We start from the raw sequence: 21,396 nt of genomic DNA on the forward strand, positions 1-21,396 counted from the left end.
CGCTTGCAAATATTTCGGAGGTGTGATGGCCGAACAACTCCCACTCGATATCCCGGACAACCCCAAGCTGGCTCAGAACATCACCCATTTTGCGCGCGCTTTGCGTAAGGCCGGGCTGCCGATTGGAACCGGACGTGTGGTAGACGCGATCCGTGCAGTGCAGGCTGCGGGTTTCACCGAGAAAAGAGATTTCTACTGGACGCTGCATGCCTGTTTCGTGAACCGGCCTGAGCACCGCACGGTTTTTGCGCAGGTCTTCCGCCTTTACTGGCGTGATCCGCGCTATCTCGAGCACATGATGTCGATGATGTTACCGGCCATTCGCGGAGTTCAGGAGGAACGAAAGGCGGATGCAGCGGAAAAACGCGCGGCTGAGGCGCTGTTAGATGGCGTCGAACGCGACTTGCCGGAAACGACGGAGCAGGAAGAAGGAAGTGAGATCGAGATCGACGCGACCCAAACCGCGTCCTCCGAAGAACGCTTGCGCAACCTCGATTTCGAACAGATGAGCACATCCGAGATCGCCCAGGCCAAACGCATGCTGTCGCGCCTGAACCTACCGGTCAAACCCATCGAGTCTCGGCGTGGTCAGGCCAGTCATCTCGGTCACCGCATCGATCGCGCACGCACCCTTAGGTCAGCCATGCGGCAGGGTGGCGAGCTACGCGATATCGCGCGCCTGCAACCAAAACCTCGCTGGCCGAATTTGGTAGCGCTCTGCGACATTTCCGGATCGATGAGCCAGTACAGTCGGATCATTCTGCACTTTCTTCACGCGGTTTCGAATGCCAAAGGCGCAGGTTGGGCCAAAGTGCACGCCTTCACATTTGGCACACGCCTGACCAACATCACCCGCCATCTGCATCAACGTGATGTCGATGCAGCTCTGGCCGCTGCCGGGGCCGAGGCGCAGGACTGGGAAGGCGGAACACGGATCGGAGAATGCCTGCATCAGTTCAACCGCGACTGGTCGCGGCGTGTCATGGGGCAGGGGGCGGTCGTGTTGTTGATCACCGACGGTTTGGAACGGGGCGATCCCGAGATGCTGGAAAAGGAAATCGAGCGTTTGCACCTGTCGTCGCGACGCTTGATCTGGCTGAACCCATTGCTGCGCTGGGGTGGGTTCGCGCCTAAAGCCCAGGGCGTTGCGACAATGCTTCCACATGTCGACAGCTTCCGCGCCGGGCATTCGATTGCGTCGCTGGAAGATCTGGCCGCCGTAATATCTCAGCCTGACGATCAGGGTCAGAAAGCGCGGCTGATGTCCGCGCTTGCCGACTAGATTTTAAGACAGCTGTTCTTCATTGCACTTTCGCGCCATTTCCATGGCTTTGTAAGTGCCGGTCAGATCAACTGTGAAGGCGAACTCTTTTTCCGGGAACACGACCATCACCTTCTTTTTGGCAAGGTCATCTGCGAACTGAGGATCGTCTGACAGAACATACCCGCCTGAATAGCCCTTGGTGATATTCCCTTTCATGCCAGTGGCCTCACCAACATAAATGTTGTCTCCGATGAGGATGGCGACGGCTTCTTTCTCTCCCTTCTTGATATTGGTTTTGGCTTTGGTGAAAACGCCCACATAGCCGACACCGCGATCTTCGGTCAGCCCCATCTGCACGACATTTTCCGAGTCATCCACCGCTTCGATCAGGCAGGATTTCTTGTCTTGATCGATGAAGACTTTCCAGCCTTCAACCTCACCGTACTTCAAAAATGTATCAGCCCATCCGGCGCTGGCAGCCATCATGCCAAGCGCCGTTCCCAGTGTAAGAATACGTTTCAACTGTTTGTCTCCGCTTTGAAATATGCAGGGGTGATTTCGGGAAGTACCCGAAACTGCGTCCAAGCTAGAGTGCAGTCAGATGACAATCAATCTTTTATGAATATGAGTTCAAAACCGGCCTGTTAGCGCCGGAAACTTAGACCTCGGACCGCTTTTCATTGTTGTAAAGCTGACTATGTTGAAGCCGAGCACGGTCGGAGGTCTCAATGGAACGATTCGATAGCAGCCCGGAAACCGCATTGGAATGGTATCGCGCCGGTAAGGGTGCGGCTCTGGCAACTGTAGTCGAGACCTGGGGCAGCGCACCACGCCGTGTCGGTGCGCAGCTCGTTATTGCAGGCGACGGTAGGATCGAAGGTTCGGTTTCAGGCGGCTGCGTAGAGGGCGCAGTGATTGTCGAGGCGTTGGAGGCCATCGAAGAAGGTGAGGCCCGGCTGCTGGAATTTGGGGTCAGCGATGATGACGCATTTGCCGTCGGATTGGCCTGCGGTGGGACGATCAGGGTTCTCGTCGAACCGGTTGGAAAAGTCCTGTCTGAACCGATGCTGGCTGAACTGGTCGCCGCACGGGCGAGGCGTGAACCTTTGGCGTATGAGGTAAACACTGAAACCGGCCACCGAGCATTGCGTCGAAACGCCTATACCGAACGATTGCGCATGGATAGGTCCGGGTTCGAAGAAGATGGTCAAACCTTTGTTGCGGTTCACAATCCTCCTTTGCGATTGATCGTGATTGGAGCTGTGCATATTGCCCAAGCACTTGTGCCGATGGCACGCCTCGCTGGCTACGATCCAGCGATTGTTGATCCACGCGAAGCTTTTGCCTCGGACGTCCGATTTCCCGGAGAGACCATCCTGACAGACTGGCCGGATGAGGCGGTGTCGAAACTGGGGCTGGACACAAGAACGGCGCTTGTTCTGCTGACCCACGATCCCAAGCTAGACGACCCAGCGCTTCAGGCCGCATTGTCAGCCGATGTGTTTTACATCGGAGCACTTGGGTCCAAGCGCACCCACGCCAAGCGTATCGATCGGATGAAACAATCCGGGTTTACAGACGAGCAGATTTCAAGGATTCACGGACCGATCGGGCTGGATATCGGTGCGGCCAGCCCTTCCGAGATCGCTGTGGCCATCCTTGCACAAATGACAGCGGTTCTGCGGGGCAAGGCGTGAAGTTTGGTCCGGTAGCCGTTGCCGACGCCAGCGGCACGATTCTGGCTCATTCCGTCAAGGCAGGTGACCGGAGGTTGCGCAAGGGTATCACGCTGACGCCCCAGCATATCGCTGAATTGCAGCAGGCTGGTCTGACTGAGGTAACGGTCGCCAAGCTTGAGCCCGGCGATTGTCATGAGAATGAGGCGGCGGCAATGCTGTCTGCAGCCCTAGTGTCGGACCCTGCAAAGGCCAACCTGCGCGTGACCGACGCCTTCACAGGGCGGGTCAACTTGCTGGCTGATGGTCCAGGCGTGGCAATCTTGGACGCTGATGCACTGCAAAACTTCAATCGGGTCAATCCGATGATCACGGTCGCAACCGTACCGCAGTACCAACAGATGACGGCAGGCGGCATGGTCGCGACGATCAAAGTCATCTCTTATGCGGTGCAGCAAACCGACGTTCGCCGTGCGGCCGAACAGGCGCAGAACTCCATTCGACTTTCGGTGCCGAAATACAAGAACGCCGGGCTCGTCATCACCGATATTGCCGGCGGGCCTTCGAACGAAAAAGGTATTGCCGCCATTCGTGGCCGGGTTGAGGCATTGGGGATGGACCTGTGCGACGTTAAAGTTGTTCCGCATCGACAGGGTGATTTAGCAGCCTTGCTAAAGTCCGTTCGCGGCGAGATCGTCATGATTCTGACCGGATCGGCCACGTCGGATGAAAATGATGTGGCACCGGCCTCTGTTCGAGAAGCCGGAGGCGCAGTCGACCGATTTGGGATGCCGGTTGATCCAGGAAACCTGTTGTTTCTGGGGTCTTTGGGTGGTCGCCCAATCATCGGTCTGCCTGGATGCGCCCGTTCGCCTGCACTGAACGGGGCGGATTGGGTGCTGTCTCGAGTCGCTTGCGGGATCGAGACGACGGGTGCTGACATCGCAGCGATGGGTGTCGGAGGGCTACTGAAGGAAATCCCTACACGGCCGCAACCTCGCGCTGCCAAACAAAAGTGACGTAACGGCATTTTTGCCGTTTCGATCATACGCTTCATGATTAGTGAGATGAGCAAAGAAGTTGCGGAAAAATCGGGCAAATATTTTTGTTCTCAAACAAAATTTCCCGTGTTTAACTCGGGGCTAAGGAAAAACAATAAATTGGGAGGATCTCATGACACAGGTCTCAATGACCGTGAACGGGAAAGCCGTTAGTGGTGACGTTGAAGGCCGGACGCTGCTGTCCAGCTTTTTGCGTGATCATCTGTCGCTGACCGGAACACATGTCGGATGTGACACAGCACAATGTGGTGCGTGCGTCGTGCATGTGAATGGTGAGGCGGTCAAATCCTGCAATATGCTGGCCTTGGAAGCGGATGGTGCCGATGTGGGTACGATCGAAGGGCAGGCTGCAGAAGATGGTTCGCTGAATGTCATTCAGCAGGCCTTTCAGGATCATCATGGGCTGCAATGCGGGTTTTGTACTCCTGGCATGGTGATGAGCGCTGCGGCACTGCTCAAGGATAATCCGCGCCCGACCGAAGGGGAAATCCGGAAGTACCTTGAAGGCAATCTGTGCCGGTGCACTGGCTATCACAACATCGTTAAGGCGATCATGGCCGCATCCGGCCAGGACGTCTCCAGCATCGCCGCCGAGTAAGGCGGGTAAGAATTTTCTACGAAAATTCTTTTCCAGGGAGGAGAACAAGCAATGCCCAAAGACAGTGGCATCGGAGCCAGTTCCAAGCGGCGTGAAGACGTACGCTTTCTGACCGGAGCAGGCAATTACACCGACGACATCAACGTGCATGGCCAGGCCTATGTGCATTTTCTACGGTCCGACATCGCACATGGCCGGATCACCAATATCGACACATCTGCTGCCGAGGGCATGCCAGGTGTGGTGAAGGTTTTCACCGGCAAGGATTTTGAAGGCGTGGGCGGAATGCCCTGCGGCTGGGAAGTCACCGACCGTCATGGGGCCCCGATGCAGGAACCTCCGCATCCGATTCTGGCGCAAGGCAAGGTGCGCCATGTGGGCGATCCCATTGCCGCTGTTGTTGCCGACAGCCTTGCGCTTGCCCGCGACGCGGCCGAGGCGATTGAGGTGGATATCGAAGAGCTTCCTGCCGTGCTGGATATGAAAGCGGCTGCGCAGGATGGCGCGACGTTGGTTCATGACGATCTCAAGAACAACATTTGTTATGACTGGCATTTGGGCGAAGAAGACAATGACAAGGTCAATGAGGTCTTTGCCAATGCAGCTCACGTCACCACTCTGGACCTGGTCAACAACCGACTGGTCGCAAACCCGATGGAGCCGCGCGTGGCCGTGGCCGAATACAGCCGGGGCACGGATGAGTACACGCTCTACACCACGTCGCAGAACCCGCATGTGATCCGTTTGCTGATGTGCGCGTTTGTTCTGGGCCTACCCGAGCACAAGGTGCGGGTGGTCGCCCCGGATGTGGGCGGTGGCTTTGGAACCAAGATTTTCCACTATGCGGAGGAGGCATTCTGCACCTTCGCTGCCAAGGCCTGCAACCGCCCGGTCAAGTGGACGTCCAGCCGTTCCGAGGCGTTCATGTCGGATGCCCATGGCCGCGACCATGTAACCACGATTGAGCTGGCGCTGGATGCGGAGAACAACTTCACCGGTTTGCGCACCAACACTCATGCCAATCTGGGTGCTTATCTATCGACCTTCTCCAGCTCGGTTCCGACCTGGTTGCACGGCACGCTGATGGCGGGGAACTACAAGACGCCAGTCATTCAGGTGAATGTGCGGGCGATGTTCACCAACACGGTGCCGGTGGATGCCTATCGCGGCGCGGGCCGGCCTGAGGCGACATTCCAGTTGGAGCGGGTCATCGACAAGGCCGCGCGAGAGTTGGGCGTTGATCCGATTGCGCTGCGTCGTCAGAACTTCATTACCCAATTCCCGTATGACACGCCGGTCGCGCTGACCTATGACACCGGGGATTATAACGGGACGATGGACAAGCTCGAGGCCGCGGCCGATCTATCTGGCTTTGCCGCTCGGCGGGCGCAGAGCGAGGCCAATGGCAAGCTTCGCGGTTTAGGTGTCAATTGTTATATCGAGGCCTGCGGTATCGCGCCATCAAACATCGTTGGCATGTTGGGGGCCCGGGCGGGTCTATATGATGCTGCCACGGTGCGGGTAAACGCCACCGGTTCGATCAGCGTTATGGTGGGCGCGCACAGCCACGGGCAGGGGCATGAGACGGCCTTCCCGCAGGTTGTGGCCGACATGATCGGTATCGATGAGTCGATGGTCGAGATTGTACATGGCGATACCTCGAAGATCCCGTTTGGGATGGGCACCTATGGCTCACGCTCGCTGGCGGTTTGCGGTTCGGCCATGGTCAAGGCGACTGAAAAGGTAATCGACAAGGCCAAGAAGATCGCAGCTCACCTGTTGGAAGCGTCAGAGGCCGACATCGAGCTGAAAGACGGTCAGTTCAGCGTCGCGGGCACTGACAAGTCGGTGGCCTGGGGTGATGTGACCCTGACGGCTTATGTACCACACAACTACCCATTGGAGGTTGAACCGGGGCTGGAGGAGACCGCGTTTTATGACCCGGCCAACTTTACCTTCCCGGCCGGCGCCTATGCCTGTGAGGTCGAGGTGGACCCCGAGACCGGTCAGGTCAGCATCGAGAAGTTCACCGCCGCAGATGACTTTGGCAACATCGTGAACCCGATGATCGTGGATGGTCAGGTACATGGTGGTATTGGTCAGGGCATCGGTCAGGCGCTGCTGGAGAACTGCGCCTATGACGAGAACGGTCAACTGCTGAGCGCGTCCTTCATGGACTACGCGATGCCACGCGCGGATGATCTGCCGTTCTATGAAGTCGACCATTCCAGCCAGACGCCGTGTACGCACAACCCGTTGGGTGTGAAGGGCTGTGGCGAGGCCGGAGCAATCGGTTCGCCACCTGCCGTTGTCAACGCGGTTTTGGATGCGCTGAATTCGGGCGGAAAGGCTGTTGATCACATTGACATGCCGATGAGCCCGTCGCGTGTTTGGACGGCGATGCATAGTTGAAAGGTTGGGGTGCGAGGGGCCAACCCCTCGCGCTCCCCGAGATATTTATAGCCAGATGAAGGGCGGATCCGCGCCTTTCGGAAAGGAAGAACGAAATGTACAATTTCGATTTTGAGAAGCCCTCGACCATTGCTGACGCGGTTGCCGCGTTGGCGGGTGAGGATGCGCAGGCGTTGGGGGGTGGTCAGACCCTGATCCCCACGTTGAAGCAACGATTGGCGGCGCCATCAACGCTGGTTTCGGTCAGCGGGATTGCCGAGATGAAGGGCGTCTGTGTCGAGGATGATGGTTCAGTTGCCATTGGTGGTGCCACGACCCACGCAGATGTAGCAGCGGATGCAGCGAGCAGCTATCCGGCGCTGGCGGCCTTGGCTGGTCAGATCGGAGATCCGGCGGTACGTAATCGCGGCACCATTGGTGGCTCTGTCGCCAACAATGATCCGGCGGCCTGTTATCCGGCGGGAGTGCTGGGTTCAGGGGCGACCATTGTCACTAATACACGCCAGATAGCGGCGGATGACTTCTTTCAAGGCATGTTTACGACTGCGCTGGAAGAGGGTGAAATTATCACCTCGGTGCGTTTTCCTGTGCCGCAAGCTGCGAGCTATCAGAAGTTCTTGCAACCAGCGTCCCGTTTTGCATTGGTCGGGGTCTATCTCGCCCGGTTTGCGGATGGCGTGCGGGTTGCTGCAACCGGCGCCAGCGAAGATGGAGTGTTCCGTTGGTCCGAGGCCGAGGAGGCCTTGAACAAAGAGTTCCGTACGGATGCTTTGCTGGGTCTGCACATCAATCCGATGAACATGATCGGGGATTTGCATGGCAGCAAAGAATACCGCGCGCATCTGGTCAGCGTGATGACAAAACGGGCCGTCGAGGCCTGCAGCTAAGCAGGTTCGCAACCAAATCGATAAGCCCCGGTGAAAGCCGGGGCTTTACTTTTTTCTGACCCGAGGCGGCTTAGCCGGTCGCCAATATGCGCCAGTGTCTTCTCGAGCCGTCTGATACCGTTCGACGCGGTCGCGCGCTGCCGACCCTCCTGCAGCAAAAAGGTGACCGATCAGGCATTCGAGTACAGCCATGGCCCCGGAGAAGCTGGAAAAGTGATGTTGAGTACGGGTGCTGACTGGCAGCACGACATCCGGGTCAACACCAGGGGCAATGACTTCGCTATCCGACAATAAGACGATCCGCATCCCGCGTTTACGCGCAAAACGCATGGATTGGATAGTGTCCGAGGAATAGGGGTGAACGGTGATAGCGAACAAGCAGTCCGCTGAATCGGCCTCGAGCAGATCATCGACGGCGGAACCCATGTGCCGGGGGACCAATTGAAATCCGGGGTGTGCCATCCGACCGGCATAGTGAAAATAATAGGCCAAAGCATAGCTGGCTCGGGTTGCTGTGATATAGCAGCGTTTTGCTGACAACATGTGGTCCGTGACCTGCTTTACCAACGAGGGATCAGCCAGACGCAGGGAGCGGGTAACGACATTCAGCTCATTTTGCGCGAACCCTGCTTGAGCCGCGCTAAAGTCATCACCTGAACGCATGCGGCCTAACCAATCTTGGCCCAACCGATCCTCGCGGTCGGTGACAAGGGTCTGCCGAAATGGTTTTCGAAAAGCCAAGAAACTGTCGAAGCCCAGACGGTACGCCAGACGTACGAGGACATTTGAACTTACACCGATTTTCTTAGCCGTAACGCGGACCGGGTCGAGCCCAAAATCCCCGGGATGGTCGATGATGTATTTTGCTGCGGCCTGCATCTGTTGAGGCAGGGATTCGATATCGGCGCGTAGCTGCTCGGTCAGTTGGGCTGGTTTGTTTTGCATGGTTAAAGAAAAACATATGTTATGGATGATGCAAATTGAAAACACTAGGGCTGAATATATTTCGGGATCAGATTAAGCCGTTTGGAAATGTCAGAAGGTGGTTCCGGGATGTTGGTAAGCGAAGCCCTGCCTTACATATTGGTGGCGCCAAATGGAGCACGCAGAGGGCATAGGGATCATCCCGCCTTGCCTGTCACAATGGAAGAAATCGTCGAAACGGCGAAAGCCTGCAGCCTGGCAGGTGCCAATGGATTGCATCTGCATGTCCGTGATCAGGCGGGTCAGCATTCTCTGGATGCAGGTTTGTATCGAGAGACGCTTGCGGAATTGCACCACGCCGTACCGCAGATGGACATCCAGATTACCACAGAGGCTGCCGGAATTTTTGACGTTCAGACCCAGTTCGAATGCTTGAAGAACGTCCACCCGGATTGGGCTTCGATTTCGGTACGCGAGATTGCTAGGTCGCCGGAGCTTGCGCCAAGCGTTTATGCGCTGTGCGCGGAACAGGGGACGCGCGTTCAACACATTCTCTATGACGCTACCGACGTTGAGTTGTTGGTCCGCTGGCAGAAGGATGGAGTTGTTAAACCCCATCAGGTCGAACATCTGTTTGTACTTGGCCGCTACTCGACAACGCAGGAATCGACACCGGAAGATCTGGATGCATTCCCGGCTACGACAGACCCATGGATGGTCTGTGCCTTTGGCGGGCAAGAGCATGCGTGCCTGCAAAAAACTGTACAGTTTGGTGGCGATGTGCGCGTGGGGTTTGAAAACAGTATTGCGGGCTGTGATGGTCAGGCCTGGGCAGACAATGCCGCATCCGTTGCAGCTTTGATTGATCTTTTGAAAAGGACTTCGAAATGAGTCACGTTTTTCCGCGCCACACTAAGTCTGAATTGCCGGTCGCTGCAGGTGGTGAGGGTTGTTATCTGATTGATTCAACCGGTCGCCGCTATCTGGATTGCGGGGATGCAGCGGTTTCGTGTCTTGGTCATTCCAATGAAACTGTGGTCAAAGCGGTGCAGCAGCAGGTAGAGCAGATCGCGTTTGCCCATACCGGCTTCATGACCTCGGAACCGGCTGAGGCGCTTGCTGAATTGTTGATCGAACATGCTCCCGGTGATTTGGACCGCGTGTATTTTGTGTCGGGCGGGTCCGAGGCGACTGAGGCCGCGATCAAGTTGGCACGGCAGTACTATCTGGAAACAGGTCAACCTGAGCGCCGTCATGTCATTGCACGTCGGCAAAGCTATCACGGTAACACACTGGGAGCACTGTCGGCGGGGGGCAACGAATGGCGACGGGCTCAGTTTGCGCCGATGCTAATCGAGATGACCCATATCGCACCCTGTTATGAATACGCTGAAAAGCCTGAGGGCGAGAGCAGCTACGACTACGGGCAGCGTGTGGCTAATGAATTGGAGGCCGAAATATTGCGTCTGGGGCCCAATACGGTGATGGCCTTCATGGCAGAACCCGTGGTCGGCGCGACTTTAGGGGCTGTTCCTGCGGTTGAAGGATATTTCAAACGTATTCGTGAGATTTGTGATCAATATGGTGTTCTGCTGATCCTTGATGAAGTGATGTGTGGCATGGGGCGTACCGGCCATCTGTTTGCTTGTGATCATGATGGCGTGGCACCGGATATTTTGTGTATAGCCAAGGGGTTGGGGGCCGGGTATCAGCCAATCGGGGCGATGCTGTGTTCGGCTCGGATCTACGACGCAATCCAAAACGGATCGGGATTCTTCCAACACGGTCACACCTATATTGGTCACCCGGTTGCAACAGCTGCCGCATTGGCGGTCGTGACGGAACTTACGCAGAACGATCTGCCATTGAGGGCGGCGCTGATGGGCGAGAAACTGCAGTCAGCCCTGACCACTGCGTTTGGTCAGCATCCCCATGTTGGCGATATCCGCGGGCGTGGTTTGTTCCGGGGGATCGAACTTGTGGCAAATCGCGAGACCAAAACGCCGTTTGATCCAGCACTTGGAGTTGCGGGCAAGATCAAGAAGGCGGCGTTTGCGGAAGGATTGATTTGTTATCCGATGTCCGGAACACGCGATGGTCAACATGGGGATCACATCCTTCTGGCGCCTCCATTCATTATAGAAGGCAAGCAGATCGATGAGTTGGTCGCCAAGTTGGATCGCGCGATCTCAAACGTGATCTGACAAATCTGATAGCTGTCTTCTCAAATAGTTCGCGGTACGTTGAAAATCTGCAGAGCGGATTCGAGACGAGCCAGGCATGAAAAAAGGCTCCGACCAGACTGGCGGAGCCTTTGAGCACGTCCTGAAGCGCGGTTACTTCTGCGGCAGCGGGCCGATCATCATGATCATCTGACGACCTTCCATCTTTGGCATGTTCTCGATCTTGCCCAAATCCTTGACGTCCTCGGCCACACGCTCCAGCAGTTCACGACCCAGGTTCTGGTGCGCCATTTCGCGACCACGGAACCGCAAGGTGACTTTCACCTTATCGCCGTTTTCAAGAAACTTGAACACGTTCCGCATCTTGACGTCATAGTCATGCGTATCGGTGTTGGGCCGGAACTTGACCTCCTTCACCTCGATGATCTTTTGCTTCTTACGGGCTTCGCTTTCGCGTTTCTGCTGTTCGTATTTGAACTTGCCGAAATCCATGATTTTGCAGACCGGCGGGTTGGCGTTGGGCGAAATCTCAACCAGATCGAGGCCTACATCGGCGGCCATCTGCATGGCTTTTGCGGGATGAACCACCCCGACATTTTCACCTTCGGCGCCAATCAGGCGAATTTCGGGAGCACGGATCTTGTCATTGACGCGCGGGCCGGTATCTCGCTGTGGCGGCGCGTTGTGAGGTCTGCGGGCTATGGGTTCATTCCTTTGATGATTGCAGAATTTCGAGCCCGGAATTTAGACCGGGCTGAGAGGTGTTTCAAGCGGCATAAATTACAAGCCGCATGAATTTTCGATGAAATTCGGGTGTTTTTGCCGGTTTAGGCTGTCGACAACCCGACCGGCAAACCCGTTTAGCCCACAAAGGCCTTTTCGATCACGAATTCCTTGGGTTCGGAATTTGCGCCTTCGCGCAGGCCGAACTCTTCCAGAATTGCTTTGATGTCATGGTTGAACGCAAGGCTGCCACAGACCATGGCACGGTCGGTGTCCGGTTTGATACCACCTTCGATGCCCAGGTCGGCAAATACCGAGCCGTCTTTCAGCAATTCGGTGATGCGGCCCATTTTTGGGCTCTCTTCTCGCGTGGTGGTCGGGTAGTAACGGATCTTGTTGGCGAAACCTTCACCGATCAGTTCAGCCAGCAACTCGTCCTGACGAATGTTCTCGATCAGCTCGCGACCATAATCCAGCTCGGCCACGTCGCGGCAGGTATGAGTTATGATGACCTCGTCATAATCTTCATAGGTCTGCGGCTCGCGCAGCAACGATGCGAAGGGCGCAAAGCCGGTTCCTGTGGCAAAGAACCAGAGGCGCTTGCCGGGCAACAGCGCGTCATGCACCAATGTGCCCACGGGCTTGGGCCGAAGGATGATCTGATCGCCAGGCTGGATGTGCTGCAGTTTCGAGGTCAGCGGGCCATCCTGCACTTTTATCGAATAGAACTCGAGCTCTTCGTCCCACGAAGGCGAAGCGATTGAATAAGCACGTAGCAGAGGTTTGCCATTGTCACCCAGCAGACCGATCATCACAAATTCGCCCGAGCGGAAACGCAAGGACGCAGGACGTGACACTTTGAAAGAGAACAGGCGGTCGGTCCAATGCTTGACCTCGGTCACGGTCTGAGCGTCGGGCAGGACGGGGGCCTTTACGGCGGTTGCTTCACTCACGGGCTTCATCTCTGTCATAATTTCACCACCGGTCTGCTAAACCGGTATCTCCGTTTAATCTTTGATCCAAGTCAGGAAAAGGGGCAGATTGCCCCTTTCGCGTCACAAGCTGGCGATGGCGGGTTTCAGCCGCGCAGACGGGCCTGATAATTGTTCTCTTGCCAGTTGGCACGCGCCAACCACTGATCTTCGGGCTGACGTGCTGCTAGGCTGTGATCGATTTCGACCTCATCAAACCCGCTGCGACGTGCCATTGCGTACTGATCCGCCAATACATGGCCTTTTGCACGAAGGCGACCGGTATACCCTTTCAACCGCAGCACGCGTGCGATCGTAAAGCCACGCCCGTCTGCTGATGACGGGAAGTCGACGCGCACCATCTGAGCGCTACCCAAACGGTCAATCAGTTCATCCGGATCCGTGTCCGAGCTGACGTCGAATGCAACAACATCGTTGGCTGCATCGTCCAAAGTAACGAAGCCGTCGGTCCAGTCCTCGGGCGAAAAGCCTTGGTCATTCACGATTACGTTCATGTTTTCTCTCCAACACGCACCATCTTGCCGTCGACAAAATGGATGCCGCATTCTTCTTTTTCTCTGTTACGCCAGCGTCCGGCGCGGGGGTCTTCGCCCTCTTTGACCGGCGATGTGCAGGGTGCACAGCCGATCGATGGGTATCCTTTGGCCACCAGCGGGTGCCGGGGCAGGTTGTTCTCAGTCATATAGGCGCGCACATCTTCGGGCGCCCAATGGGCCAATGGATTGACTTTGATCCGTCCGGTGCCGTCTTCGACTTCGAAGAATTCGAGCGCCGCGCGGGTTCCTGATTGAAACCGTTTGCGCCCGGATATCCAGCCACAATATCCAGATAGCGCCCGTTGCAGCGGGAAAGTCTTTCGCAAATTGCAGCAAGCGTCAGTGTCACTTAGATGTAGTGCCCCATAAGGGTCGTCACGCTCAACATCGTCCTTATCCGCTTGGATGATTTTCACGTTGGTCAGCCCCAGACGTTCACTAACCTCGTGCTGATACTCGAGCGTTTCCGTAAACAGCATCTGCGTGTCGATGAACAATACCGGTGTGGCTTTGTCGACCACTGCCGCCATGTGCAACAGCACCACTGATTCCGCCCCAAAGCTGGAAACGAGCGCAAGTTCTTCGATCTCTTCAATCGCGCCGTGCATCACGTCATGAGCACTATGATGACGGAACCGGGTATTCAGAGCGTCGACCTTTTCGGTCAGATCGCGTCTGTTGGAACCCAGTTCCGTCTGGATCAGGTCAAGCGGCATTAGCCCGCGCCTCAGGGTAAAGCACAGCTTTGAACGGAGCCATTCCAACGCGGCGATAGGTTTCTAGGAAAGTTTCCTCGGCGCTATCACGCAGGTCCAGATAGGCTTCGACGATGCGTTCAACGGCAGGAACGATCTCATCATAGGCAAAGCCCGGACCCGTGCGGTCACCGACGGCTGCCGTTTCAGTCGCGTCACCACCCAGCGTGATCTGATAGTTCTCGACGCCTGCGCGATCCAGGCCCAGGATGCCGATGTGACCGACGTGGTGGTGCCCACATGCGTTGATGCAGCCCGAGATCTTGATCTTCAGGTGGCCAATATCATGCTCCAGCTTCAGGTCTTCGAACCGAGTCGCGATCTCTTGCGCAACCGGAATCGAGCGGGCTGTTGCCAGCGCGCAGTAATCCATGCCGGGGCAGGCGATGATGTCGCTGATCAGGCCGATATTGGCGGTGGCGAGTTCGTGCTCTTTCAGCTTGGCGTGAATCGCGGGCAGATCTGATTTGTGGACATGCGGCAGGATCACGTTCTGCTCATGACTGATGCGTAGCTCGTCATAGGCGAACTCTTCGGCCAGGTCGGCCATAACGCGCATTTGCTCGGCAGTTGCGTCGCCCGGCGTCTGGCCGTGCTTTTTGATCGAGATCGTAACGATCGCGTGGTCCGCGTTTTTATGCGGCGCGATGTTGGTGTCGACCCACGAACGGAAAACCGGATCGTTGGTATAGGCGCTTTCAAACGAGGCGACGGATGCTTCGCGGAAGGCAGGTGCAGCGAAGTGGCCTTTGATTTCTTCCAGCAGGTTCATGTCAGCGCCCTTGAACTGTGGGCGGACCTGCAGGAAACGCTCGTTTACCTTGGCGCGGATGGCGTCGATGCCATGCTCATGCACGGTTATCTTGATGCGGGCTTTGTACTTGTTGTCGCGGCGGCCGATCTGGTTCCAGACGGAAACGGTGGCTTCGAGGTAAGCCAGCAAATCGTCAAAGGCGACGAATTCGGACAATTCTTTACCGATCATCGGCGTACGGCCAAGACCACCACCCACGATAACACGGGCGCCCAGAACGCCGTCACGCTCGACCAGTTGCAGGCCGATGTCATGCGCCTTGATCACGGCGCGGTCGTTTTCGCTGCCGGTGATGGCGATCTTGAACTTACGCGGCATGAATTGGAATTCCGGGTGGTCGGTGGACCACTGGCGCAGCAGTTCAGCATAGGGGCGCGGGTCGGCAACCTCATCCGCGGCAGCACCGGCGAAGTGGTCGGCTGTCACGTTACGGATGGTGTTGCCTGAAGTCTGGATGGCGTGCATACCAACCTCGGCCAGCGCGTCTAGCATATCCGGCACGTCGTTCAGTTTGGGCCAGTTGTACTGGATGTTCTGACGGGTGGTGAAATGGCCATAGCCCTTGTCCCACTTCTCGGCCAGTAAGGCCAACTGACGCATCTGTGCACTGGAGAGCGTGCCATAGGGAACCGCGACGCGCAGCATGTATGCGTGCAGTTGCAGATACAGGCCATTCATCAGGCGCAGGGGCTTGAATTCGTCTTCGGTCAATGAGCCGTCAATGCGACGCTCAACCTGCGCCCGGAACTGAGCGTTGCGTTCTGCCAAAAATGCTGTGTCGAACTCGGAGTAGCGATACATGTTTAGCTGTCCTTAGTTGCAGCCCCGGACCTGGGGCCTTGAAGGGGAGAGAGAAGAGCCTGAAATCAGACCCGGGGCTGCGGGGAGGTTTCCTGTTTGCCGTGGGCATAGTTGGACGGACCAGTCCGGCGGAAATCCTCCCGGAAATGGGTGGGTTCAGGTCCCTTGTCACCGGCGATCGCATCGGCGAGATACGCGCCAACGATCTTGTTTGCCTGGCGCGCGGCATCCAGCAATCGAACCTGCGCATGGGCTTCATCGGTGATCAGCTCGGCCTCGGACAGATCTCGCGACCAGCTGTCATCTTCGGTCTGATAAATCACGTCGCCTTCCAACAGGTCGTTGGCGGTGACGACTTTAGGGGTAAAAGCGCGGGCCATCAGGCAAACTCCTTATGAAAAACAGAGATCAGGTGCAGGCCGAACACGGCTTGGGATAAGCCGGGCTTGTTCATGCGTTCATCTGACTGTTTGACCTGCATCGGATCATCTCGTGACTGAATTGACTTGAATGGCAATATAGGAAATATTCCCGGTAAATCGCCATATGCGCCAGCAAATAAGGACAAATGCTCTTCCATTGGCTGCGGGCAGAACCATTGTCTTGATTTAGAGGGAAATTTGGAATGTCGGTGCGGATAGACGACACGGATCGGAAAATTCTAGCCGAGCTGCAGCGGGACGCGAGCCAGTCGTTGGACGAAATCGCGGCCCGTGTCGGCAGTTCGAAGACGCCAGTTTGGAATCGCATACGCAAGCTGAAGGGGGCAGGGGTCATTGGTCAACAGACGGTTTTGCTGGATGCTGAGGCGCTTGGATTCGAGGCCACTTTCTTTGTGTTGATCCGTACGTCGGAACATGAAGCGGAATGGCAGCAGAAGTTCCTGAAAGCTTTGCGAGACCGTCCTGAGGTGCAGGAAGCGCATCGGTTGGCGGGCGACATCGACTACATCCTGAAGGTGCGAGTTAAGAATGCGCGTGCCTATGATGCATTTTACCAGGCACTGATATCAGAGGTTCGGGTGCACAACGTTACGGCTTTGTTGTCGATGGAAGAGATCAAGTCGACCACCATGCTGCCATTAAAATCTGTCGGTTGAATTAAGGCGAGTGATTGGGGGCGCTGCCCCCGTCGCCCATGGGCGACTCCCTGGGGATATTTTTGGCCAGATGAAGAACGGATCCGGGATCGACTGACCGGCTGATTTTTTATGCGCGTCTGGGATTCACGGTTCCACCATCAGTTTGGATAGCCCATGGAAATGAAAACTGTTCGAGTATTCAGGTTCATCTGCAAGCCGCAATTTTGGATGTCTGTTGAACAGGATCGGAAGCGCGATACGCATTTCCAATCGTGCCAGAGGGGCGCCGACGCAGAAATGGAGACCTCCGCCAAAACTGGTGTTGGCGCTGATGTCTCGTGTTGGATTGAACGTATCAGGTTGGTGCCAGACCGTTGAGTCACGATTGGCGGCCCCCAGAAGCAATGCGACCTGATCTCCGCGGGAAAAGCGGTGCCCAAATAGCTCAACCTCTTCATAGGCATAGCGTGTGAACATATGAAGGGGCGGATCATATCGCAGAATTTCCTCGACGGCCCCATCAATGGAGTTGGGTGACAGGACAAGCTGCTGAGTGCGTGTTGTCAGTAGGGTTTTCACGCCATTGCCGATGGCATGCACCGTCGCTTCGTGACCGGCATTCAGCAAAAGGATACAGGTTGTTATCAATTCATCGCGTGAGAGTTTTTCGCCATCTTCTTCCGCTGCGATCAACCGCGTGATCAGGTCATCGCGCGGGTCTCTACGTCGCAGTTCGATGTAGTCTTCAAGATAGGCCGTAAACTCTTGCGTGGCCTGAACAGCATCATCCTCGATTACGCGGGTTCGGTTTGCCTGATACATGGACACCATTGCGTGGGACCAATGCAGGAATTTTGGTGCCATCTGTTCTGGAACGCCCAGTAGGCGGCAGATCGTAATGACAGGAACCTGTGTGCAATAGGCCTGCAATAGATCGAAGGGGCCATCGGGAAATCTCTCGATCAAATCGTTGCATAATTCTTCTATGGCGGGCTCCAACGCGGCAATGGCGCGGGATGTAAAGGCCCGCAGGACTAACGATCGCAGCCTTGTGTGCCTGGGTGGTTCGAGTTCCAACATTGAATGCGACTCGACCACGAGCCAGGGTGCAAGGTGGCTTGGGCCGGGTTTTGCAAATTCCGTTGGTACTTCGCGCCCAAAGCGCCGATCACGCAACAATGTGTGCACGGCCTTATACGAAGCGGCTGCAACCAAGCCATACTCCTCCCAGTAGAACAGATCGCCGAATTGGCGCGCAGTGTCATAGAACGGGTAAGGGTTTTGCACGAATGCCGGGTCAGTCGGGGATTGGTAGAGCGTCTTCATGCGCTGCACACTTGCCATGGGCGTCGCTGAATGCAAGACCCTAGATATGCAACGGATTTGGATCATTGCAGGTTTTTTGTGCGCAGTTGGTTTGTTGTCGGCTGGGGTCTGGACATATGGCTATCGTCAGGCCTTGTCGCAGCTGAGCGAAAAGGCCGAGGCGGATCTGGAGCTGGCGGCGGACCGGTTGAGCACACAGATGCAAGTATATCAGGAAGTGGCTGCGTTGATGGCGGACCATCCTGCATTACAGGCGCTTGGTGCCGGGGCGCAGCAGCAAGCAGCACGAAAAGTGTTGTTGGATGTGGCTGACAAGACCGCTGCGGTTAATGTGATCTACCTGGACACAGATGGGCAGGCTCTGGCGGCGGCACAGCCCGTGGCGCAGCGCGATATGTCTGAGCATCCGGCTTTTGAACGCGCCATGCAGGGAGCGTTAGGGAGCGCGCATGGTGTCGAAGACGAGAGTGGGGATCGGATCTATTCGTATGCAGCGCCAGCGTTTGGAGATTCAGGGCAAATAAAGGGTGCTCTGATGGTTCTGGCCGACGTGCAGGATGTCGAGCAGACATGGCGTGGAAGCACAGATGCGGTGTTCTTTGTTGATGCGGATGGGGTCGTTTTTATTTCGAACCGCTCTGATCTGTTGCTTTGGCACCGTGAGCAAGGCCAGCAGGGTTTGATGTCACCAGCAGGTGAGAATGTTGAATTTGCGTCGTCACGAGTTGCCGGGCATGAAGTTTGGAAATTGAATTGGGGGCGTTATCTTCCTCGCCGTGCGTTGCACCTGACTCTCGACCTGCCGGTGATTGCGATGACTGCCGAGATGCTGGTTGATGTCGCGCCTGCTCGTCGTTTGGCAGGATTACAAGCAGCAGCGGTTGCAGCGATCTGTTTCGCGTTTGGAGCGTTGTTGTTTCTGGCCTCAGAACGTCGGCGAACATTAGCGGATGCCAATACTGTATTGGAAAGCAGGGTGGCCCAGCGCACGCGAGCGCTGACAGCGGCAAATTCGGCTTTGCGCCGTGAAGTCGCTGAGCGTGAAGAAGCCGAGGCGGCGCTCAAGCAAGCTCAGGCTGAACTGGTTCAAGCAGGTAAGCTGAGCGCATTGGGCAAGATGTCAGCGGGGATCAGCCACGAGTTGAACCAACCGTTGATGGCTATCCAGCAATTCGCTGATAACGGGTCAGCATTTCTGGAACGCGGTAAAGAAGAAAAAACCGGCGAAAACCTGAGCCGTATTTCCGACATGGCTGCGCGTATGGCCCGGATCATAAAAAACCTTCGTGCATTTGCCAGAAACGAAAGCGAGCCGATGGGGCGCGTCGACTTGGTTGAAGTTTTGAATACGGCTGCCGAATTGACTGAGTCTCGATTACGAGACGAAGGCGTCGAATTGAGTTGGGAGCCGCCAAAATCAGCGGTTTACGCATGGGGAGGTGAAGTGCGTTTGGTGCAGGTTTTCGTCAACCTGATCAATAATGGCGCAGACGCCATGGCTGATCGGGCAGCCCGCAAAATCTCGATCACTTTGACGAAGGGGCAACCCATTCGTGTTTCGGTCAGAGATTCCGGGCCGGGTATCGAAGACCCAGATCGCGTGTTTGAACCATTCTACACCACGAAGACAGTGGGTTCATCTGAAGGGATGGGTCTGGGGCTATCCATCTCCTACGGTTTGGTTCAAAGTTTCGGAGGGGACATTCGCGGCGCAAATACGGACGACGGTGCTGAATTTACCGTCGAACTGGAACCCTTCAGCGAGGACAAGGCTGCATGATCCGCAAAGTGCTTTTGGTCGACGACGATGCCGCTGTTCGTGAAGCTTTGGCACAGACGCTTGAATTGGCAGAATATGAACCGGTTACAGCGGGATCATTTGTTGCGGCGAAAGATCATATTCATAGCGAATTTGACGGTGTGATAATCTCGGATATTCGGATGCCTGGCCGCGATGGGTTCCATCTACTGAACTTCGCGCGCGAGGTTGATCCTGAACTACCAGTTGTTTTGCTGACCGGCGAAGGAGATATTCCAATGGCTGTGCAGGCCATGGGACAAGGCGCTTTCGATTTTCTTGAAAAACCCTGTGCGGCAGCAGATCTTCTGGCGGTTCTGGAGCGTGCGATTGCCGCGCGGTCAGAGGTGTTGCGTGATCGTGAGCTCAAGCGCGAGTTAGAGCGAGGCGATCCTGCAGCCCGAATGCTATTCGGTTTGTCAGAGCAGGCCGAAGCCTTGCGAGAGCGCGTGCGGAGCGTGGCACCGACACACGCCGAAGTCTTAGTCACTGGACCGGCGGGCAGCGGAATATCCAAAGTGGCCGAGGTTGTGCATCTGATGTCTCCGGTCGGGCAGGGACCGTTTGTCAAGCGCCCGGCCGCCAGCCTGACGCCTGAAGGTTTGTTAACGGTCTGTGGGGACGCGGCTGGCGGGTCGCTGTTTCTTGATGAGGTTTCTGCAATGCCGGATTCCACTCAATATGCTGCGCTGGAACTGATCGAGCAGGGGATAGATGCGCGAATAATAGCAGGCACAACTTCCGACTTGTCACAGCTTTCTGGACAGGGGCGGTTCAACGTCGATCTGTTCTATCGCCTTGATGTCATGCGGGTTCGCATTCCTGCTTTGTCCGAGCGCCCAGAGGATATCCCGATCATTTTTCGCCGTTATGTGGCACAGGCGGCGGAACAGGCTGGTATCGCCGAGCCTGAGATTACGCCTGAACATCTGGCCTCTCTCATGGCGCAGGAATGGCCGGGAAATGCGCGTTCTTTGATGTCTGCCGCCATGCGGTTTGTGTTGGGAATGCCGGAAGAGGTCGGACAGTCTGCGGACCTGGGGCTGAGCGAACAATTGGCGCGGGTCGAGAAATCTTTGTTGGTCGCTGCACTTGGGCGCCACAATGGCAAGGCTTCTAACGCGGCCAAGGCTCTGAAGCTGCCGCGCAAGACGTTCTATGACAAGTTGGCTCGCTATGAAATCCGACCAGAAGACTATCGTCGGTAGGGAGATCCTCCCGCCAATTTTGCCAGTATTAACATACCAGCAAGACTGTTGGGCCGGGCAGCGCGCATATGCGGGCTGCGGTCGGACATTGCCCAGACGAATCGATTCGGTCGGGTTGATTTGATTTTGTGCGAAAACTCGCACTCGACGTGGTCGCTCTGTGCGAAAATTCGCACAAAGCATTGCGGTAGTTTTCTTGACTCGCGAAGTGGGCCATTAAACGTATTGATAATAAACAACAATTATTAATTTTGTTAGTAACGGAACAAACCGTTGAGAGGGAGAGATTGATTCGCTTCACTCCGCTTCATACGGCGCGGACTGAGCGCTTGATCGAAGTTTTAGGGAAATCTGGGA

21 protein-coding genes are annotated in these 21,396 nt (G+C 56.1%); 11 read left to right on the plus strand and 10 right to left on the minus strand.

Annotated features, from left to right (window positions below; genetic code table 11):
- Positions 1-25 precede the first annotated feature (25 nt).
- Positions 26-1,282 carry a vWA domain-containing protein gene (locus tag G7G_RS0106410; protein WP_010439709.1) on the plus strand — a complete coding sequence of 419 codons (1,257 nt, stop codon included), beginning with the start codon at positions 26-28 and terminating at the stop codon, positions 1,280-1,282.
- A 3-nt stretch (positions 1,283-1,285) separates the two neighbouring features.
- Here G7G_RS0106410 and G7G_RS0106415 read toward each other — a convergent pair whose 3' ends face one another.
- The gene (locus tag G7G_RS0106415; RefSeq protein ID WP_010439711.1) at positions 1,286-1,786 is read right to left on the minus strand and encodes a hypothetical protein; all 501 of its coding nucleotides are present in this window, start codon (positions 1,784-1,786) and stop codon (positions 1,286-1,288) included.
- 206 nt (positions 1,787-1,992) lie between these two features.
- Here G7G_RS0106415 and G7G_RS0106420 point away from each other — a divergent pair, with 206 nt between their 5' ends.
- The 5 genes from G7G_RS0106420 (at position 1,993) to G7G_RS0106440 (ending at position 7,898) form a co-directional block, all read left to right on the plus strand.
- Entirely contained in the window at positions 1,993-2,961 is a 969-nt protein-coding gene (locus G7G_RS0106420; protein ID WP_010439714.1) for an XdhC family protein, read from the plus strand.
- Positions 2,958-3,959, plus strand: a complete 1,002-nt coding sequence (locus G7G_RS0106425) for a molybdopterin-binding protein (RefSeq protein ID WP_010439717.1) — start codon at positions 2,958-2,960, stop codon at positions 3,957-3,959. The genes G7G_RS0106420 and G7G_RS0106425 overlap by 4 nt, the downstream gene beginning before the upstream one ends.
- A gap of 154 nt (positions 3,960-4,113) precedes the next feature.
- Complete coding sequence (locus tag G7G_RS0106430; protein ID WP_010439719.1) at positions 4,114-4,599, plus strand: (2Fe-2S)-binding protein; 486 nt, start codon at positions 4,114-4,116, stop codon at positions 4,597-4,599.
- A gap of 51 nt (positions 4,600-4,650) precedes the next feature.
- A complete protein-coding gene (locus tag G7G_RS0106435; RefSeq protein WP_010439721.1) occupies positions 4,651-7,011 on the plus strand; it encodes a xanthine dehydrogenase family protein molybdopterin-binding subunit in 2,361 nt (786 codons plus the stop codon).
- Between the two features lie 95 nt (positions 7,012-7,106).
- Complete coding sequence (locus tag G7G_RS0106440) at positions 7,107-7,898, plus strand: FAD binding domain-containing protein (RefSeq protein ID WP_010439722.1); 792 nt, start codon at positions 7,107-7,109, stop codon at positions 7,896-7,898.
- Between the two features lie 45 nt (positions 7,899-7,943).
- Here the strand turns inward: G7G_RS0106440 and G7G_RS0106445 are convergent, their stop codons facing one another.
- Positions 7,944-8,843, minus strand: coding sequence for a MurR/RpiR family transcriptional regulator (locus G7G_RS0106445; RefSeq protein WP_010439723.1), 900 nt, complete (start codon positions 8,841-8,843; stop codon positions 7,944-7,946).
- Positions 8,844-8,951: 108 nt separating this feature from the next.
- On the opposite strand from G7G_RS0106445, the gene G7G_RS0106450 reads away from it, so the two are divergent.
- Positions 8,952-9,713: a beta-keto acid cleavage family enzyme gene (locus G7G_RS0106450; RefSeq protein WP_037320986.1), complete on the plus strand. Its 762-nt coding sequence runs from the start codon at positions 8,952-8,954 to the stop codon at positions 9,711-9,713.
- A complete protein-coding gene (locus G7G_RS0106455; RefSeq protein WP_010439728.1) occupies positions 9,710-11,026 on the plus strand; it encodes an aspartate aminotransferase family protein in 1,317 nt (438 codons plus the stop codon). The genes G7G_RS0106450 and G7G_RS0106455 overlap by 4 nt, the downstream gene beginning before the upstream one ends.
- Positions 11,027-11,158: 132 nt before the next feature.
- Here G7G_RS0106455 and infC read toward each other — a convergent pair whose 3' ends face one another.
- The 7 genes from infC to G7G_RS0106495 form a co-directional block, all read right to left on the minus strand.
- Positions 11,159-11,749, minus strand: coding sequence for a translation initiation factor IF-3 (gene infC, locus G7G_RS0106460; RefSeq protein WP_310793657.1), 591 nt, complete (start codon positions 11,747-11,749; stop codon positions 11,159-11,161).
- 116 nt (positions 11,750-11,865) lie between these two features.
- Positions 11,866-12,699 carry a ferredoxin--NADP reductase gene (locus G7G_RS0106470; RefSeq protein WP_010439741.1) on the minus strand — a complete coding sequence of 278 codons (834 nt, stop codon included), beginning with the start codon at positions 12,697-12,699 and terminating at the stop codon, positions 11,866-11,868.
- A 107-nt stretch (positions 12,700-12,806) separates the two neighbouring features.
- Complete coding sequence (locus tag G7G_RS0106475; protein ID WP_010439744.1) at positions 12,807-13,214, minus strand: DUF934 domain-containing protein; 408 nt, start codon at positions 13,212-13,214, stop codon at positions 12,807-12,809.
- Positions 13,211-13,972 (minus strand): phosphoadenylyl-sulfate reductase, encoded by a 762-nt coding sequence (locus G7G_RS0106480; protein WP_010439747.1) that lies wholly within the window; start codon positions 13,970-13,972, stop codon positions 13,211-13,213. Before G7G_RS0106480 ends, G7G_RS0106475 begins: the two co-directional genes overlap by 4 nt.
- Positions 13,962-15,626, minus strand: a complete 1,665-nt coding sequence (locus tag G7G_RS0106485; protein ID WP_010439751.1) for a nitrite/sulfite reductase — start codon at positions 15,624-15,626, stop codon at positions 13,962-13,964. The genes G7G_RS0106480 and G7G_RS0106485 overlap by 11 nt, the downstream gene beginning before the upstream one ends.
- 65 nt (positions 15,627-15,691) lie before the next feature.
- Positions 15,692-16,006 carry a DUF2849 domain-containing protein gene (locus G7G_RS0106490; RefSeq protein ID WP_010439754.1) on the minus strand — a complete coding sequence of 105 codons (315 nt, stop codon included), beginning with the start codon at positions 16,004-16,006 and terminating at the stop codon, positions 15,692-15,694.
- Complete coding sequence (locus tag G7G_RS0106495; protein ID WP_010439758.1) at positions 16,006-16,206, minus strand: hypothetical protein; 201 nt, start codon at positions 16,204-16,206, stop codon at positions 16,006-16,008. Before G7G_RS0106495 ends, G7G_RS0106490 begins: the two co-directional genes overlap by 1 nt.
- 45 nt (positions 16,207-16,251) lie before the next feature.
- On the opposite strand from G7G_RS0106495, the gene G7G_RS0106500 reads away from it, so the two are divergent.
- Positions 16,252-16,725 carry an Lrp/AsnC family transcriptional regulator gene (locus tag G7G_RS0106500; protein WP_010439761.1) on the plus strand — a complete coding sequence of 158 codons (474 nt, stop codon included), beginning with the start codon at positions 16,252-16,254 and terminating at the stop codon, positions 16,723-16,725.
- Between the two features lie 126 nt (positions 16,726-16,851).
- Here G7G_RS0106500 and G7G_RS0106505 read toward each other — a convergent pair whose 3' ends face one another.
- Complete coding sequence (locus G7G_RS0106505; RefSeq protein WP_010439764.1) at positions 16,852-18,033, minus strand: cytochrome P450; 1,182 nt, start codon at positions 18,031-18,033, stop codon at positions 16,852-16,854.
- Between the two features lie 46 nt (positions 18,034-18,079).
- On the opposite strand from G7G_RS0106505, the gene G7G_RS0106510 reads away from it, so the two are divergent.
- Together G7G_RS0106510 and G7G_RS0106515 are read left to right on the plus strand one after the other, a co-directional pair.
- Entirely contained in the window at positions 18,080-19,813 is a 1,734-nt protein-coding gene (locus G7G_RS0106510; RefSeq protein WP_037320828.1) for a sensor histidine kinase, read from the plus strand.
- Entirely contained in the window at positions 19,810-21,039 is a 1,230-nt protein-coding gene (locus G7G_RS0106515; protein WP_010439770.1) for a sigma-54-dependent transcriptional regulator, read from the plus strand. Before G7G_RS0106510 ends, G7G_RS0106515 begins: the two co-directional genes overlap by 4 nt.
- Positions 21,040-21,396: the final 357 nt, after the last annotated feature.

It is taken from the genome of Ruegeria conchae, assembly GCF_000192475.1.
GTDB lineage: Bacteria > Pseudomonadota > Alphaproteobacteria > Rhodobacterales > Rhodobacteraceae > Ruegeria > Ruegeria conchae.